This is a genomic window from Vreelandella maris (assembly GCF_013371085.1).
Taxonomy (GTDB): Bacteria; Pseudomonadota; Gammaproteobacteria; order Pseudomonadales; family Halomonadaceae; genus Vreelandella; species Vreelandella maris.
Genome location: NZ_JABWCV010000009.1, coordinates 107,190 through 122,791, shown reverse-complemented (window position 1 = coordinate 122,791; position 15,602 = coordinate 107,190). Strand labels below are relative to the sequence as shown.

The following is a 15,602-nucleotide window of genomic DNA, read 5'->3' as shown; positions in this document are numbered from 1 at the left end:
CTGCTCGCCGCACTACACAATAAGGCGGCGTACTGCGTTGTTCAATGCGTAAGGCAGTGGGCTCCTTTAGTCAGGGGCGCGTGCGCGCCCATCTCCGAAAAAAGACCTAAAGGTTAGCGCTTGGTTGCTCGTTTACCGCGCGCTAGCAATGGTGCCAAGAAATGCCCGGTATGCGAGACTTTCTGTTTTGCGAGCTGCTCCGGCGTGCCTTCAGCGATAATCTGCCCGCCACCTGAGCCGCCTTCGGGGCCGAGATCAACAATCCAATCGGCCGTTTTGATCACATCCAGATTGTGCTCAATCACTACGATAGTATTGCCATGATCACGCAGGCGGTGGAGCACCGTCAGCAATTGGCGAATATCTTCAAAATGCAGGCCGGTGGTTGGCTCATCGAGAATATACAGCGTTTTGCCGGTATCGCGCTTGGCTAACTCACGGGCGAGTTTGACCCGCTGCGCTTCGCCACCCGACAAGGTGGTAGCGCTTTGCCCCAGGCGGATGTAGGAAAGCCCCACGTCGAGCAAGGTTTGCAAGCGACGGGCAATAGCGGGCACCGGGCTAAAGAATTCCAGTGCATCTTCCACGGTCATGGTCAGCACTTCGTGGATCGTTTTGCCTTTGTAGTGAATATCCAGCGTTTCACGGTTATAGCGCTTGCCCTTACAGACGTCGCAGGGCACATAGATATCCGGCAGAAAGTGCATCTCCACTTTGATCATGCCTTCGCCCTGGCACGCCTCACAGCGACCGCCCTTCACGTTAAAGCTGAAACGGCCTGGCTTGTAGCCTCGCGACCGAGCTTCCTGGGTGCCCGCAAACAACTCGCGAATCGGCGTGAAAATACCGGTATAGGTAGCCGGGTTGGAGCGCGGCGTTCGCCCAATGGGACTCTGATCAATATCGATCACTTTATCGAGCTGATCGAGCCCTTCAATTTTTTCATAAGGCGCGGCGGTCAGCGTTGTCGCGCGGTTTAATTCGCGAGCCGCAATCGGCATTAGCGTGCCGTTAATCAACGTCGATTTACCCGAGCCGGAAACGCCGGTAATGGCGATAAACAGCCCCAGCGGCAACGTTAGCGTCACGTCCTGCAGGTTATTGCCGGTGGCGCCGCGTAGCACTAATTGCTTTTCTGGATTGCCGGGAATGCGATAAGGCGGTACGGCGATTTCTCGCGTGCCGGAAAGATACTGACCGGTCAGCGAGTTGGCATTATCCATTATGTTTTGAGGCGTGCCCTGAGCGACGATTTCACCGCCATGCACGCCTGCACCGGGGCCGATATCCAGTACGTGGTCGGCGGCACGAATAGCATCTTCATCGTGCTCTACCACAATCACGGTATTGCCCAAATCGCGCAGCCGCTCAAGGGTTTTCAACAGCCGGTCATTATCGCGCTGGTGCAAGCCAATCGACGGCTCATCAAGAATGTACATGACCCCGACCAGGCCTGCGCCTATCTGGCTGGCCAGGCGAATACGCTGGGCCTCGCCGCCAGAAAGCGTGTCGGCGCTGCGCTCCAGGTTGAGGTAATCCAGCCCCACATTGACCAGAAACTCTAGTCGGGCGTGAATTTCATGAACGATTTTATCGGCAATTTCGCCTTTACGGCCGGGTAGTGTTAGATCGGCAAAGTAGCGCCACGCTTCGCCAATTGGGAAGCGGACGATGTCGGCGATGTTGTGATCATCCACATAAACATGGCGCGACTCTTTGCGCAGCCGCGAGCCATTACAGGTGGCGCAGGGCTGTACCGCGATGTATTTGACCAGGTCATCGCGCACCATGTTGGATTCGGTTTCCCGATAGCGGCGCTGCATATTAGGCAGCACGCCCTCAAAGGCATGTTCGCGGGTCACTTTACGGCCGCGGTCGCCCACGTAGACAAACGGAATCTGCTCGTCGCCGCTGCCGTTTAAGATAACCTCTCGCTCGTGGCGGGCAAGCTCTTGCCAGGGCGTTTCCAGCTCAAAGCGGTAGTGCTTGGCCAGCGCCTGGAGTTGGGTAAAGTAGTAAATATTGCGCCGATCCCAGCCTTTGATGACGCCTTCGGCAAGCGAAAGCTCCGGATGGCTAATCAGCTTGTCCGGGTCAAAATACTGCTGTACGCCCAGCCCATCGCAAGTGGGGCAGGCGCCCGCCGGGTTGTTGAACGAGAACATGCGTGGCTCAAGTTCTGCCAGCGAGTAGCCACATACCGGGCAGGCAAAGCGCGACGAAAAGGCAATATCGTCGCGCTCACCGTCCATAAAGTGAATCATGGCGGTGCCGTCAGCGAGGTTTAGCGCCGTTTCGAACGACTCTGCTAGGCGCTGGGCGAGATCATCGCGTACCTTAAAGCGGTCAACCACCACGCTGATATCGTGTTTTTTGCGCTTATCCAACGGTGCGATGTCGTCCAGTTCCAGCACCTGACCATCGATCAGTGCGCGTACGAAACCCTGGGCACGCAGTTCTGCTAATAACTGTAGGTGTTCGCCTTTGCGGCCTTTGACCACCGGTGCCAACAGCATCAGCTTGGTGCCTTCGGCGAGATTCATGACCTGATCGACCATCTGCGAGATCGTCTGGGCTTCAAGGTCTTCGCCGTGCTCGGGACAGCGGGGCGTGCCTGCACGGGCGAACAGCAGACGCAGATAGTCGTAAATTTCGGTGATGGTGCCCACGGTCGAGCGTGGGTTGTGGGAGGTGGACTTCTGCTCAATGGAGATCGCAGGTGACAGCCCTTCGATGTGATCTACATCGGGCTTTTCCATCATCGATAGGAACTGGCGCGCATAAGTGGAGAGCGATTCCACGTAGCGGCGCTGCCCCTCGGCGTACAGGGTGTCAAACGCCAACGATGATTTACCTGAGCCGGAGAGGCCGGTAATCACAATCAGCTTGTTACGGGGCAGTTCCACATCGATCTGCTTGAGGTTGTGGGTGCGGGCACCCCTGACCAGAATGCTGTCCATCAACACCTCGAATCGCGCGGCAAAAGCGTGATTATACGTTTGTCTGACCCCTCCCGGCAAAACCGCTTTAATAACCTGCGTCAACTCGCGACGTTTCCAGCGACCGCCCAAACCGCTAGAATAGGGGTTTATCGCAAGCTGTTACGCTTACTCACCACATGCTTATCCACCAGATAGTTATTTTTCATCACACACAAGGGCATTATGCGCAAGGTTTCTGCACTGTTGCTGGCCTCTGAACGTCGTGCGATCAGCGGTTTGGCCGGGCTCTATGCATCGCGCATGCTGGGCCTATTTATGGTGCTACCCGTGCTGGCGCTCTATGCCGATACGCTGGCGGGGGCGACGCCTCTGCTGGTGGGCGTCGCACTGGGCATCTATGGGTTGACCCAGGCGACGCTGCAAATTCCGTTTGGCCTACTCTCTGATCGCATTGGCCGCAAGCGAGTGATCGCCATGGGGCTGGTCATTTTTGCACTCGGCAGCGTGGTCGCGGCGCTCTCCGATAGCATTGCTGGCGTAATCGCCGGGCGAGCGTTGCAGGGCGGCGGCGCCGTGGCTGCGGCGATTATGGCACTACTGGCGGATCAAACCCGTGAGGAGATTCGCACCGCCGCGATGGCCACCATTGGGCTTTCGATTGGTGTGTCGTTTGCCATCGCCATGGTGCTGGGGCCATGGCTTGCCGCCTGGGCGGGGCTGGCTGGCGTGTTCTGGTTTACCGCGCTGCTGACGCTGGTAGGGTTGCTGGTACTGTGGCGCTGGGTGCCTGCCGCGCCACGGCGGCGTCGTCACCGTGATGTAGGCATGGATCGCCAGCAGTTTAAAAGCGTGATCACCCGCCCCGATCTATGGCGGCTGGATTTATCGATTTTTGCTCTGCATCTAGTGCTGATGGCGATATTTGTGGCGGTCCCGTTTCGCTTGCTAAATGCTGGCGTGGCGATTGAGTATCACGGGCTGGCATATCTTGGCATTATGGCGCTATCGTTTGTGGCCATGGTGCCGCTGATTATTGTGGCCGAGAAGCAACAGCGCATGCGCTTGATGTGTCTGGGGGCGATCGGCGCTATTGTGGTTAGCCTAGCGGGGCTGGGGTTGCCATTATCGCCAGGTTATTGGCTATTTGTCTGGCTGTTTGTGTTCTTCACGGGCTTTAACTTGCTGGAAGCGACGCTACCTTCCATGCTCAGTAAGCTGGCCCCGGCGGGTGCGAAAGGAACCGCCATGGGCGTGTATTCCACCAGTCAATTTTTAGGCGCTTTTTTAGGCGGTACACTAGGCGGTTTACTGGCGCATTATGGTGGCCTCAACGCGGTCTTTATTGGCTGTGCTGGGCTTGCGCTATGCTGGTGGATCGCCATGTGGCGGATGCCTTCACCACCACCGCTCTCCAGTGAAGTGGTGGCGCTGCACGAAACTCAGGCAGACGCGCTCGACCTGTTGATGGAACATTTAGCCGATGTGGTCGGCGTAGAAGACGTCATGGTGGTGCCGGAAGAGCGGTTGGTCTATTTAAAGGTGAATCGTCAGCAGCTTGATCAGGCAGCATTAACTCGGCTGATGGCGCCACCCAAATCTTAATCCAGCCCGGCCGGTAAAAGCGTGACGGCGGTTGGCAGTAAACTCTACATGACATCTATTAAAGGAGCGCCTTATGGCTCGCGGCATTAACAAGGTCATTTTGATTGGCAACCTCGGGCAGGATCCAGAGGTGCGTTTCACACCCAGCGGCACCGCCGTGGCTAACTTGAACCTGGCGACCACTGATACCTGGATGGATCGCCAGAGCGGTCAGCGCCAGGAGCGTACCGAATGGCACCGCGTGGTGATGTTCAATAAAACCGCCGAAATTGCCCAGCAGTACCTGAAAAAAGGCTCCAAAGTCTATATTGAAGGGCGTCTGCAAACCCGCAAATGGCAGGATCAGAACGGTCAGGATCGCTATTCGACAGAGATTGTCGCCAACGATATGCAGATGCTTGATGGTCGCAGCGGTGATTTCCAAGGCGCTGGCGCTGGGCAAAACAGCTATCCCCAGAACGCTCCTCAGAATGCGCCCCAAAATGCGCCGGCCCCCAATAACCAAGGCGGCGGTTATCCGCAGCAGGGTGGTGCTCCTCAGGGCGGAAACTACTCAGGCGGGCAGAGCCCACAGCAGCCTCGCCCCGCACAGCCAGCGCCCCAGCAGGGCAACCAAGCACCGCCGCCCAACCAGCAGAACAGCAGCTACGGTGCGCCTGACCCGGGTAACTTCGACGACTTTGACGATGAGATACCGTTTTAAGTGCACTATTCACCCAATAGTGTAGAGCTGAGCGTGAGTAAGGGGAAAGCGTCTTGAAATTGCTTATATTGGATGCCGGACACTGCTTAAGCTTGGCACTGGCCCGGGAAGCAAGCCGTCGCGCCGATACAGAATTAGTCATTGAGCAAGGGACAACCATCACGCCGTCGCGCCTTGAAGCGATTGCGCCTGACGCAGTGGTTATTCCACCGTTGGCACATCCCTTAAATATGGCGCCAGCGGATGTCACTGCTCATGCGGATGCAGTCGATAGCTGCTTAGATGCTTGCCTATCTCAAAATGTAGCGTTGGTATGGTGTGTGTCTGATCAGCTCTACGAAGATGGCCTGGAAGTCCCTATTGATGAGCATGTAGTGCCTGCACCACGAGACGACAGCCTGCGCCGTCTGGTACAAACCGGTGACCGTATACGGGCGGAGTATCAGCGGCATTTGATTGTGCGTCTAGGCCCGCTGTTTGCTTTGGAAGGTAGTCATGCGTGGCTCAATGACATCATCGGTAACTTAGTACTCGGGAAGCCAGTGCGGGCTGCAGAAGACGTGATCTTTTGCCCGACATCGGCGGATGCCGTCGCCATGGCGCTGATTGGTATGTTACAGCAGCAGGCCAGCGGCGCGGGTGCATGGGGCGCCTATCATCTCGCTGGCACCGAGCCGGTCAGCGCCTTTACCTTTACCTCCATGGTGCGGACCCAGCTGTTAACCCATCTTGAAGGCCGCGGTGAGCAGATTACTCTCGGTGAGGTCCAGCCGCTTAAGCACCATCATGATGCCAAGCTTCGGCGCGTCTTAAATTGTCGCCGTGTGTTGGATGTCTTTGGTGTCCATCAAAAGCCATGGCGATTAGAGGCTGGGCGTATGTTGGATGCGTGGTGTTTGATCCGTGAGAATAATCGTGTCAGCGATACAGGAGCATCGGCTTGATAAATGTGGTTCGCAGCCTGGTATTTTATGCTGGCTATTTTTTTGCCATGCTGATGATTGGCATTCTGTTTTTACCCATTGCGCCGTTTCTTCCGCTCTCTGGCCGCTACCGCTTACTCAATCTGTATAACTACTTTTTGATGGTGTGGTTTCGTATCGCCTGTGGCGTCCGCTATGACATCCAAGGGCGTGAAAATCTACCCAGCGGCCCCTGTGTCATTCAAGCCAACCACCAGTGTGAATGGGAAACGGTGTTTCTGCAGGTGATGAAGCCGCCTGTGTGTACCGTACTGAAGCGAGAGTTACTGCGCCTGCCCATCTTCGGTTGGGGATTACGTTTGCTACGCCCGATCAGCTTGGACCGCTCTAAACCGGCGCGGGCGATGAAGCAAGTGCTTACGCAAGGCGTAGAACGTCTTGGTACCGGCTTGTCGGTACTGATTTTTCCAGAGGGAACGCGGGTAGACCCAGGCATTCGCAAACGCTATAACAAAAGCGGTAGCGTAGTGGCGTGTCGTGCGGGGGTGCCGGTATTGCCGGTAGCTCACAACGCTGGTGAGCGTTGGCCAGGGCGTCATTGGGTTAAACGGCCAGGCGTATTGCGGGTGCGTATCGGTAAGCCTATTGAGACGGCGGGGCGCATGCCCGATGAAGTGCTCGCAGAAGTGGAAGTGTGGATCGAAGCGCAGTTACAGGAAATTTCTGATGTGCCGCGGCCTACCACTCGTCAAAGCTGACGCGATATACCGAGCTAGTTAGACTATTAAGCAACAATGGCGCCCACTGGGCGCCATTGTTGTCTTCAGCATGCCTGTTGTCTTATCAGCGTTAATCGTTAAAGCGCTGGAAGACTAAACATGCATTAGTGCCGCCAAAGCCGAAGCTATTAGACAAGGCACGCTCTATTGTCACGTTATCTCGACGTTTGGTGACAATATCAAAGCCATCGGCCTGCTCATCCAAGTTGGCGATATTCGCCGATGCAGCGACAAAGTTATGTTGCATCATCAGCAGCGAATAGATCGCTTCCTGTACACCGGTAGCGCCAAGGGAGTGGCCGGTCAGCGATTTGGTTGAGCTCATCGCGGGTGTCGTATTACCAAACACTTCACGTATTGCTTTTAGCTCGGCCACATCGCCCACGGGGGTAGAGGTACCGTGCGTATTAATGTAATCGATCTTACCCTCTACGGTAGCCATTGCCTGATGCATGCAGCGCATAGCACCTTCGCCTGAAGGAGCCACCATATCGTGGCCGTCAGAGGTGGCACCGTAGCCAACTAACTCGCCGTAGATCTTGGCACCACGCGCTTTAGCGTGCTCAAGCTCTTCCAACACCAGCATGCCGCCACCGCCTGCAATCACGAAACCGTCGCGGGCGTTGTCGTAAGGGCGCGAGGCTTGCTCTGGGGTATCGTTATAGTGTGTTGAGAGCGCGCCCATGGCATCAAACAGGCAGGAGAGCGTCCAGTGTTCCTCTTCACCGCCACCTGCAAACACTACATCCTGCTTGTTAAGCTGGATTTGCTCCATCGCGCTACCAATACAGTGCGCTGAAGTAGCACAAGCAGAGGAGATGGAGTAATTCACGCCCTTGATTTTAAAGGGTGTCGCCAAACAGGCGGAAACGGTGCTGCCCATTGTCCGCGTCACGCGATAAGGGCCAACGCGACGCAGGCCTTTTTCACGCAGTATGTCGGCAGCTTCAACTTGGTTGGCGCTTGAAGCACCGCCGGAGCCAGCAATAAGCCCTGTTCTCTCGTTGGAGACTTGCTCCTCAGAGAGCCCCGCATCTTCAATGGCCTGGGCCATTGAAACATAGGCGTAGGCAGCTGCATCGCCCATAAAGCGGCGCAGTTTGCGGTCGATGAGTGCGTCAAGATCGATATCGACGCTGCCAGCCACATGGCTACGGAAGCCACGCTCGGCGTACTCTTCCTTAAAACGAATACCGCTACGCCCAGTTTTGAGCGCGTCCAGGACCTGTCGTTGGTCGTTGCCAAGGCACGATACGATGCCAAGGCCGGTGACTACCACTCGTCGCATGGGAGCCTCCTGTTCAGAAATTCGCAGTGGAGGTGAATAGGCCAACGCGCAGATCATTAGCCTGATAAATGTCGCGTCCGTCGACGGATACTGTGCCGTCGGCGATACCCAAGATGAGTCGTCGGGTAATAATACGCTTAATATTAATACTATAGGTCACTTTTTGTGCATCCGGCAGGATCTGCCCGCTGAACTTGACCTCGCCACAGCCGAGTGCACGTCCGCGCCCTGGGTGGCCTAACCAGCCCAGATAGAAGCCGACTAGCTGCCACATGGCATCTAGACCTAAACACCCAGGCATAACGGGGTCTCCAGGGAAGTGGCAGTCAAAGAACCACAAGTTAGAGCTGATATCCAGCTCGGCGATCAGTTCGCCCTTGCCATGCTCTCCGCCTTCTTCATGAATGTGCTTAATGCGATCAAGCATCAGCATATTAGGCGCTGGGAGCTGTGCATTACCGGGGCCGAATAGCTCGCCGCGTGAGCAGGCCAGCAGTTCTTCGCGATCAAAGGAGTGTTGCTTGGTCACTGAATCGTTCCGAATATCAAAATGGTTGTTAGGCTAGTCTACTTCCCGAAACCGCTGAATGCACGTAACTGGCTATTTATCGCTTATATCTGAAGATTTTAGCATTTTGGCCGATAGCACTATAGTCGAAGACTTTATTCAAAAGCTGTCGTTTATGCACAATAAATGTCGCATTGCCGTAATATAGAGTATCCAAGTTTTTGATTAGGCGGCATGATCAACATGGCTCCTAGCGCTAAATTTTTTATCTAGATTAATTTGTATAGGGTATAGCGAATTGCCATGTGGCTTCCTGTTTCTCTCAATCGTCCGTTAGTTTGGGTCGCGCTGACGGCGCTCCCTGCCTGTGTTTGGATACCCGATGCGACGCTGCGTCTAGTTGCCGCGACGTTGGTCACGTTAGGGCTATGGGATGCCTGGAACCAAGTGCGTCAGCAGCGGCTACGCCTGCGTCTGTCCCAAGATACGTTAGGGCTCACCAGCGATGCCATGGTGATTACCGATGCGCAAAATCACGTCATCGTGGTTAATCCCGCCTTCACCGAAGTGACCGGTTACTCGAGCCAAGAGATTCAGGGGCTGAAACTGGAGACGCTGGCAGCGCCACGGCACGATAAAAACTTTTATCAAACGTTTTGGAGCACGCTGAAAAGTACCGGCCGCTGGGAAGGTGAAATGTGGAGCCGCCGTAAGCACGGCGATGAGTATCCTGAGTGGTTAAAAGTACGCGCCGTGACCGACAAACGAGGCAACATTACTCATTTTATTAATCTGTTTACCGATATTTCGGCACAAAAAGCCCGCGAGCGTGATTTGCGCCGTATCGGCTATGAAGATCCGCTCACAGGGCTACCCAATCGTCGTCGCCTTCACGATCTGCTGGCTTCCCGGCTGCGCCATCTGCGCGCTGGAGAGAGCTTGGATATGGCGCTGGTCGATATTGATGGGTTGAAATCCGTCAATGATAGTTTGGGGGTGGAACAGGGTGACCGTTTGTTGGCGCGCTTTGGTCAACGTTTAACCAGCTATGTGGCGGGCAGTATTGTGGGTCGCTTGGGCGGCGATGAGTTTATGGTGATCCGCACCACCACTTTTGACGATCATGACCAGTGGGTTGCCACCCTGCGTGAGCATATGAGTCGGCCATTTGAAATTAACGACCAATCGCTGCGCTTAGGACTGTCGATCGGTAGTTGCCGAGTGCCCGAGGATGGTAACGACTCAGGCGTGCTCTTCCAGCGCTTAGAGTCGGCGCTTTACAGCGCTAAACGGCTGGGGCGTAACTTAAGCCAGCGCTTTCGTCCGGCGCTGGATAAGCAGGACAATCCTCAACTGGCGCTGGTCAGTGATTTACGCGCCGCGCTTATTTCAGGTGACCAATTGGAGCTGCACTATCAAACCCAGCATGAGCCTGCTAGCGGCGAGTTGGTGGGTATGGAGGCACTGCTGCGCTGGCGTCATCCCACTGATGGCATGATTTCCCCTGGCGAATTTATTCCGTTGGCCGAGCGGCACGGTTTAATGAGCCAGCTGGGCACCTGGGTGATCGAAAAAGCCTGTGCCCAACAGGCGCACTGGCGTAATAGCGGCATGCCAAAAATGACGATATGGGTCAATATTTCGGCACTGCAGCTCTTTCAAGGGGACCTAGAAAGCCAGTTGACGACCTGTCTAAAGCGCTATCAGTTGAAACCTTCGCAAATTGGTTTAGAGCTGACCGAGTCAGTGCTGCTTGACGAACGCGCTGGCGATATGGGGCCACGCCTACAAGCGCTGCGCGACCAAGGTTTTGCGATTGCCATCGATGACTTTGGGACAGGCTATTCGTCACTCGGTTATTTGAAGCGCTTGCCAGTAGATAAAATTAAGCTCGACCGGGCATTCATTAAAGAATTGCCACATGATCAGGCGGATGCCTCAATCGTGAAGGCGGTCTTAGCGATGGCGGAAGGCATGGGACTAGGAGTGATTGCAGAAGGCGTTGAAACCAAAGAGCAGTGTCAGTTTTTGGTGGATGCCGGGTGTACGTCCGTACAAGGTTTCTACTTTGCCAGACCGCTCCCCGCCGCGGAGTTGGAAATGCGTTTGCTGCCTGAGCCAGCCACTGCCTCTGTCGCTTCTTAACACTTATAAAAACGGCTAATGCCTACACACAGTACCGCCCATATCAGCGCCTGGGCTGGCAGCAGCCAAGGGGCAAGCGTCACCTCGGCGAGTAGCGCGCCGCCATAATAAGAGAGCGGGCCGCTTATAGCGCCACACAGCGCGGCTAGCAGCGGATAACGCCACAGCCACGCCAGCGAATGATAGACCAGCGTGGCAAACAGCGGCCAGAGCATCCATAGCCAAAGGGGTAATAACCCCAGCACCAGTGCCTGATCGTTAAAATCAAAGCCTCCCAACTGCTGCAAGCCACCATCAATCACCAGCCCGAGCAGTGCAAACCCCGCGATAAACCGCCACTCTCCAGGTAGGGCGCAGCGCCATAGATGCCAGGCTAGCAAGCTTCCGCCCGCCAGCGCGGCAACGCTTGAACCACCTACTACGCATAGCAGCCAGCCAGCTTCAAAACGCAGGGCATTGAACAGCAGCGTCTGCCACTTGCGTGATGCCATTTAGAGCGCGCCGGTGAGCGGTATGGGTTTCGCCGCTGGTTTCGCCAACAGCAGATGGCAGGTACCGATAGAGCGCTCGATGAAACCGCCTTCGCAGTAGCATAAATAGTAGCGCCACATACGGATAAAACGCTCGTCGTACCCCAGCGTGCGTATCTGCTCCAAGCTTGCTTCAAAGCGATGGCGCCACTCACGCAGAGTGCGGGCATAATGCGGGCCTATTTCATCCAGCGCGACCACGTTCAGCGACGTTTTACGCATTACGCTGCTTAACATGGCATGGTGCGAGGGTAGAAAACCGCCGGGGAAAATGTAGCGCTTGATAAAATCCATGTCGCGCTTAGCCTCTTCAAAGCGTTGGTCGCGGATGGTGATGGCTTGCAGCATGGCCTGCCCGTCGTCGGTTAACAGGCTATCCAGCTTGTTGAGGTAGGTATCGAGGTATTGGTGCCCCACGGCCTCGATCATCTCGACCGAAATAAGCCGGTCGTAGCGGCCGGTTAATTCACGGTAATCCTGTTTGAGCAGGGTAATTCTGTCTTCCAACCCCTCTTCTTTGATGCGCTGAGCAGTATGGGCGTGCTGTTCATCGGAAATGGTCGTGGTGGTGACACGGCAACCACGAGTTTTTGCCGCATGAATCGCCAGACCACCCCAGCCGGTGCCAATCTCTAACAGGTGATGCTCTGGCCGGACATCAAGCTTTTCAAGCATCAAATCCAGTTTGTAGGTTGAGGCCTCTTCCAGACTAGCTTCCGGGTAGGGGAAAACGGCGCTGGAGTACATCCAGTGGTGGCGATCCAAAAACGTCGAAAACAGGTCGTTACCAATATCGTAGTGGGCTGCAATGTTGCGCTTAGAGCCGCTTAGGCTGTTGCGCTGAAAACGGTAGGCGGCACCCAATAACCAACGGGCAATGCGGGCACTGCCGTTCTCCATTTTGGTATTGACCTGTTCCAGGTTGGCGGCAAACAGGCGGACCAGGGCGACCAGGTCGTCGGCGTCCCAATCAGCATCCATATAAGACTCGGCAGCACCGACGGTACCGCCGAAGGCCAGCCGCTTCCAGGCGCGCGAGTGGCGGATTACCACGGTTACCTGCAGCGGTCCTCCCTGACCTAAGTGGTGGCACTGGTCGCCTTCAATGAGGGTAATACGACCACCGCGAAAGGTATCCAGTTGGGCCACTAGGCGCGGTTTAAGCCACTTGGTTAAACGGTCTTGGGCAACCGGTTGAATATTTGGCGGCGTAGAACGCAGGGTCGTCACTTTGAAGTCTCCTTGCGCTGCTTGGGGTGGTTATAAACGGGGACGCGCTTCAGCCACAGGCGTAACGCTTCAAAATGAATGCCCGCGACGGTTTTCAGGCTCATCCATGGCTGGCGCGCCAGGGCTTTTATCAGCGCGCCACGAGTAGCGGGGGAGGCGTTCAGGGTCAGGGTGGCATCAAAATGGCACTGCTGTTCCCGCCAGTTCTCCATATGCAAAAAGAGCGTTTCGCCGGGGGCGTTAAATTTCCACCGGTAGGTCATATCCATGGGATTGAAAGGCGAAACGTGGAGGTCTTTGTCGAAACGGGCCTGGTGGCTGTGACGTGAAGGGTCCACCGCGCTGGCGTAACGGGTACGCTCACGCCAAGGCATATTGGTGACTTCGCTCAATACGGCTGCCAATCTACCCAAATGGTCATAGGCGTAGTAGACGGAAATGGGGTTAAACATGCAGCCCAGCGTGCGCAGTTGAGTAAGCACGCAAATCCGCCCCGTGGGGGCGCTGCCTAATTGACGAACGAGCTCTTCGCGCACGGCGGTTTTAAGCGGGCGATCCACCGGGCCTAGGTAATCCTCCCGCCGAAAACGCGCCAGGGCAGGCCTGCGGGCGCTAAAGCCGGGCACCTTGTCGAACAGGTCGGGCAGCTCGTCCAGATCCAACCACGCCATCCATACCTGATAGCTGAATGCGTGGGACTTGGGCGTGAAGCGGCGGTGGCGCAGGGTGCCACGATAGATACGCGAACGCGGTGCGGCAATCATCCCAGTCCCTCGACACCTTGCGGTGTCAGCAGCTCATGAGCAGGTAGCGCCAGCGGCTCCGCGGGAGGCAGGGCAGCTTCGTCACAGCCCAAGGCCTGGGCGACGCGCAGGGCGCTCCACACCCCGTCTTCGTGAAAACCGTTGCGCCAATAGGCGCCGCAAAAATGCGTACGCTGCGCCGTCGACGATATCTCAGCGTGGCGCGCCTGTGCCGCCTGGCCAGCCAAGGTGAACTGCGGGTGCGCGTAGGTATAACGCCCCAGTACTTTATCGGTATCAATGCTGGCGCTGTCGTTCAGGGTCACGCAAAACGTAGTGTCACTCTCTATCCGCTGAAGAATATTCATGTCGTAAGTGACCGATACCCGTGCCTCGCTATCGCGCTGATCCAAGCGGTAATTCCAGCTCGCCCAGGCACGTTTGCGCCGCGGCAGCAGCGAGGTGTCGGTATGCAGTACCACCTCGTTATCCTGATACGGCATGGCACCGAGTACCGCTTTCTCGTCCTCGCTGGCGTCACCCAGTATCGCCAAGGCTTGGTCGGCGTGGCAGGCCAGCACCACTTGGTCAAAGTGCTGGCTGCCAGCGGGAGTGGTAATCGTAACGCCAGCACGCTCTCCAGCACGTTCGCGAATAATCTTGGTCACCGGTGTGTTGAGGTGAATGCGTGATGCGTAGGGGGCCGTTAGGTTAGGGATATAGCTTTTCGAACCGCCCACCAGGGTGTACCACTGGGGGCGGTGATTAACCGATAGCAAGCCGTGATTGCGGAAAAAACGCACAAAAAACGCCAGCGGAAAGGCGCGTAAATCGCTGATGCTAGCCGACCAAATGGCGGCTCCCATGGGCAGTAAGTAACGCTGCTGGAAATCGCGGTTGTAATGGTGGCGATCCAGGTATTCCCCTAGGGTCATCTGTTCGGGGAGTTCGTTGCGATCAAGCGCTTTAGTGGCCTGCTTGTTAAAACGTAGGATATCGCGCAGCAGGCGATAAAAAGAGGGGTTAAATAAATTGCGTCGTTGGGCAAACATCGATCCTAACGTGTGCCCGTTGTACTCAAAGTCCCTTGCCGTTTCATGCACCGAGAAACTCATCTCGGTGGCTTGTGAGGCAACGCCCAGGGTCGCCATCAAGCGCTGAAAGTGCGGATAGGTCCAGTCGTTAAAGACAATAAAGCCGGTGTCGATCGCATACGTCTGCCCTTTTACGCCCACGTCCATCGTGGCGGTATGGCCACCCAGCCGTGAATCCGCCTCGAACAGCGTGACTTCATGCTGTGCGGAAAGATACCAGCCAGCGGCCATGCCGCTGATACCGCTGCCGACAATGGCAATACGCTGAGATGCCCCAGCGCTATTTGATACCACGGCACTCATGACGACTCCTTTTGGGCGCGAGTCATGCGCAGGCCAATTTGACGGCGCAAGGCAGGAGGCAAAATGCCCAGCAATTTGACCAGATAGGTGAACCGGCGTGGAAAATGGATATCCAGCCGACCCTTTACTAAGCCTGCGATAATGGCATCGGCCGCTTGCTCGGCGGTGACCTGCATGGGCATCGGGAAGTCGTTTCGCTCGGTGAGTGGCGTTTTCACAAAGCCGGGGTGGATAAGGCTGACATCAATGCCTTCCTGATCGAGATCCAAGCGCAGCGATTCCAGGAAGTAGCTGACGGCGGCTTTAGAAGCGCCATAGGCTTCTGCGCGGGGTAGCGGTAAATAGGCCGACGCGCTAGAGGTGGCCGCTAGCCGGGCGGGCAGACCCTGCTGCCGTGCTGCCCGTAGCAGCGGCAGAGCGGCTTCGACACCGTACAAAGTGCCAAATAAGTTGGGCTTAAAAACGCGCTCGACTAAATCCATATCGAACTGTTGAGCGTTCAGGTATTCGCAAGTACCAGCATTGAATAACGCTAAATCTAATGCCCCCAGGCGCTCGGCAATGGTCTCGCCAGCGTTAAGCACGGCTTGGCGGTCACTAACATCTAGCGGGAGCGGATGGGCATTGGGGTGGCCTTGGCACAGCGCTTCAAGTGACTCAGCGTTGCGGGCACTGAGTGCCACCTGATGGCCTTGGGCGATGAATTTACGGGCAAGCGCTTCACCAATGCCGGACGTGGCACCGGTTAACCAAATACGTTGGGGCGTTTCCCATGTGCTCATTAAGCCTCCTCGTGCGCCCCGCTGTGATGT

13 protein-coding genes are annotated in these 15,602 nt (G+C 56.1%); 5 read left to right on the top strand and 8 right to left on the bottom strand.

All coding sequences use genetic code 11. From position 1 onward, the window contains the following. Window positions 1-113: 113 nt before the first annotated feature. Entirely contained in the window at window positions 114-2,960 is a 2,847-nt protein-coding gene (gene uvrA, locus HUO07_RS09910; protein ID WP_176303419.1) for an excinuclease ABC subunit UvrA, read from the bottom strand. A gap of 204 nt (window positions 2,961-3,164) precedes the next feature. Here uvrA and HUO07_RS09905 point away from each other — a divergent pair, with 204 nt between their 5' ends. The 4 genes from HUO07_RS09905 (at window position 3,165) to HUO07_RS09890 (ending at window position 6,928) form a co-directional block, all read left to right on the top strand. Further along, window positions 3,165-4,544 (top strand): MFS transporter, encoded by a 1,380-nt coding sequence (locus tag HUO07_RS09905; RefSeq protein ID WP_176303418.1) that lies wholly within the window; start codon window positions 3,165-3,167, stop codon window positions 4,542-4,544. Between the two features lie 73 nt (window positions 4,545-4,617). Then, a complete protein-coding gene (locus tag HUO07_RS09900; RefSeq protein ID WP_176303417.1) occupies window positions 4,618-5,247 on the top strand; it encodes a single-stranded DNA-binding protein in 630 nt (209 codons plus the stop codon). A gap of 53 nt (window positions 5,248-5,300) precedes the next feature. After that, window positions 5,301-6,191 (top strand): sugar nucleotide-binding protein, encoded by an 891-nt coding sequence (locus HUO07_RS09895; protein ID WP_176303416.1) that lies wholly within the window; start codon window positions 5,301-5,303, stop codon window positions 6,189-6,191. Continuing rightward, window positions 6,188-6,928: a lysophospholipid acyltransferase family protein gene (locus HUO07_RS09890; RefSeq protein ID WP_176303415.1), complete on the top strand. Its 741-nt coding sequence runs from the start codon at window positions 6,188-6,190 to the stop codon at window positions 6,926-6,928. Before HUO07_RS09895 ends, HUO07_RS09890 begins: the two co-directional genes overlap by 4 nt. 91 nt (window positions 6,929-7,019) lie before the next feature. On the opposite strand, the gene fabB is transcribed toward HUO07_RS09890, so the two are convergent. Then, window positions 7,020-8,237 carry a beta-ketoacyl-ACP synthase I gene (gene fabB / locus HUO07_RS09885; protein ID WP_176303414.1) on the bottom strand — a complete coding sequence of 406 codons (1,218 nt, stop codon included), beginning with the start codon at window positions 8,235-8,237 and terminating at the stop codon, window positions 7,020-7,022. 13 nt (window positions 8,238-8,250) lie between these two features. Beyond that, window positions 8,251-8,766, bottom strand: coding sequence for a 3-hydroxyacyl-[acyl-carrier-protein] dehydratase FabA (fabA, locus tag HUO07_RS09880; protein WP_008959204.1), 516 nt, complete (start codon window positions 8,764-8,766; stop codon window positions 8,251-8,253). A gap of 282 nt (window positions 8,767-9,048) precedes the next feature. Here fabA and HUO07_RS09875 point away from each other — a divergent pair, with 282 nt between their 5' ends. Next, window positions 9,049-10,890 carry a putative bifunctional diguanylate cyclase/phosphodiesterase gene (locus HUO07_RS09875; protein ID WP_176303413.1) on the top strand — a complete coding sequence of 614 codons (1,842 nt, stop codon included), beginning with the start codon at window positions 9,049-9,051 and terminating at the stop codon, window positions 10,888-10,890. Here the strand turns inward: HUO07_RS09875 and HUO07_RS09870 are convergent. Genes HUO07_RS09870 through HUO07_RS09850 form a run of 5 tightly spaced genes read right to left on the bottom strand, consistent with a single transcriptional unit; the run spans window position 10,887 to window position 15,572 of the window. Further along, window positions 10,887-11,381, bottom strand: a complete 495-nt coding sequence (locus HUO07_RS09870; protein WP_176303412.1) for a DUF2878 domain-containing protein — start codon at window positions 11,379-11,381, stop codon at window positions 10,887-10,889. The two genes, HUO07_RS09875 and HUO07_RS09870, sit on opposite strands and share 4 nt — an antisense overlap. Next, the gene (locus HUO07_RS09865) at window positions 11,382-12,650 is read right to left on the bottom strand and encodes a class I SAM-dependent methyltransferase (RefSeq protein WP_176303411.1); all 1,269 of its coding nucleotides are present in this window, start codon (window positions 12,648-12,650) and stop codon (window positions 11,382-11,384) included. It lies immediately after the preceding gene. Next, window positions 12,647-13,414 carry a DUF1365 domain-containing protein gene (locus HUO07_RS09860; RefSeq protein WP_176303410.1) on the bottom strand — a complete coding sequence of 256 codons (768 nt, stop codon included), beginning with the start codon at window positions 13,412-13,414 and terminating at the stop codon, window positions 12,647-12,649. The genes HUO07_RS09865 and HUO07_RS09860 overlap by 4 nt, the downstream gene beginning before the upstream one ends. Then, window positions 13,411-14,790: an NAD(P)/FAD-dependent oxidoreductase gene (locus HUO07_RS09855; protein WP_176303409.1), complete on the bottom strand. Its 1,380-nt coding sequence runs from the start codon at window positions 14,788-14,790 to the stop codon at window positions 13,411-13,413. The genes HUO07_RS09860 and HUO07_RS09855 overlap by 4 nt, the downstream gene beginning before the upstream one ends. Continuing rightward, window positions 14,787-15,572 carry an SDR family NAD(P)-dependent oxidoreductase gene (locus tag HUO07_RS09850; protein ID WP_176303408.1) on the bottom strand — a complete coding sequence of 262 codons (786 nt, stop codon included), beginning with the start codon at window positions 15,570-15,572 and terminating at the stop codon, window positions 14,787-14,789. The genes HUO07_RS09855 and HUO07_RS09850 overlap by 4 nt, the downstream gene beginning before the upstream one ends. Window positions 15,573-15,602 lie beyond the last annotated feature (30 nt).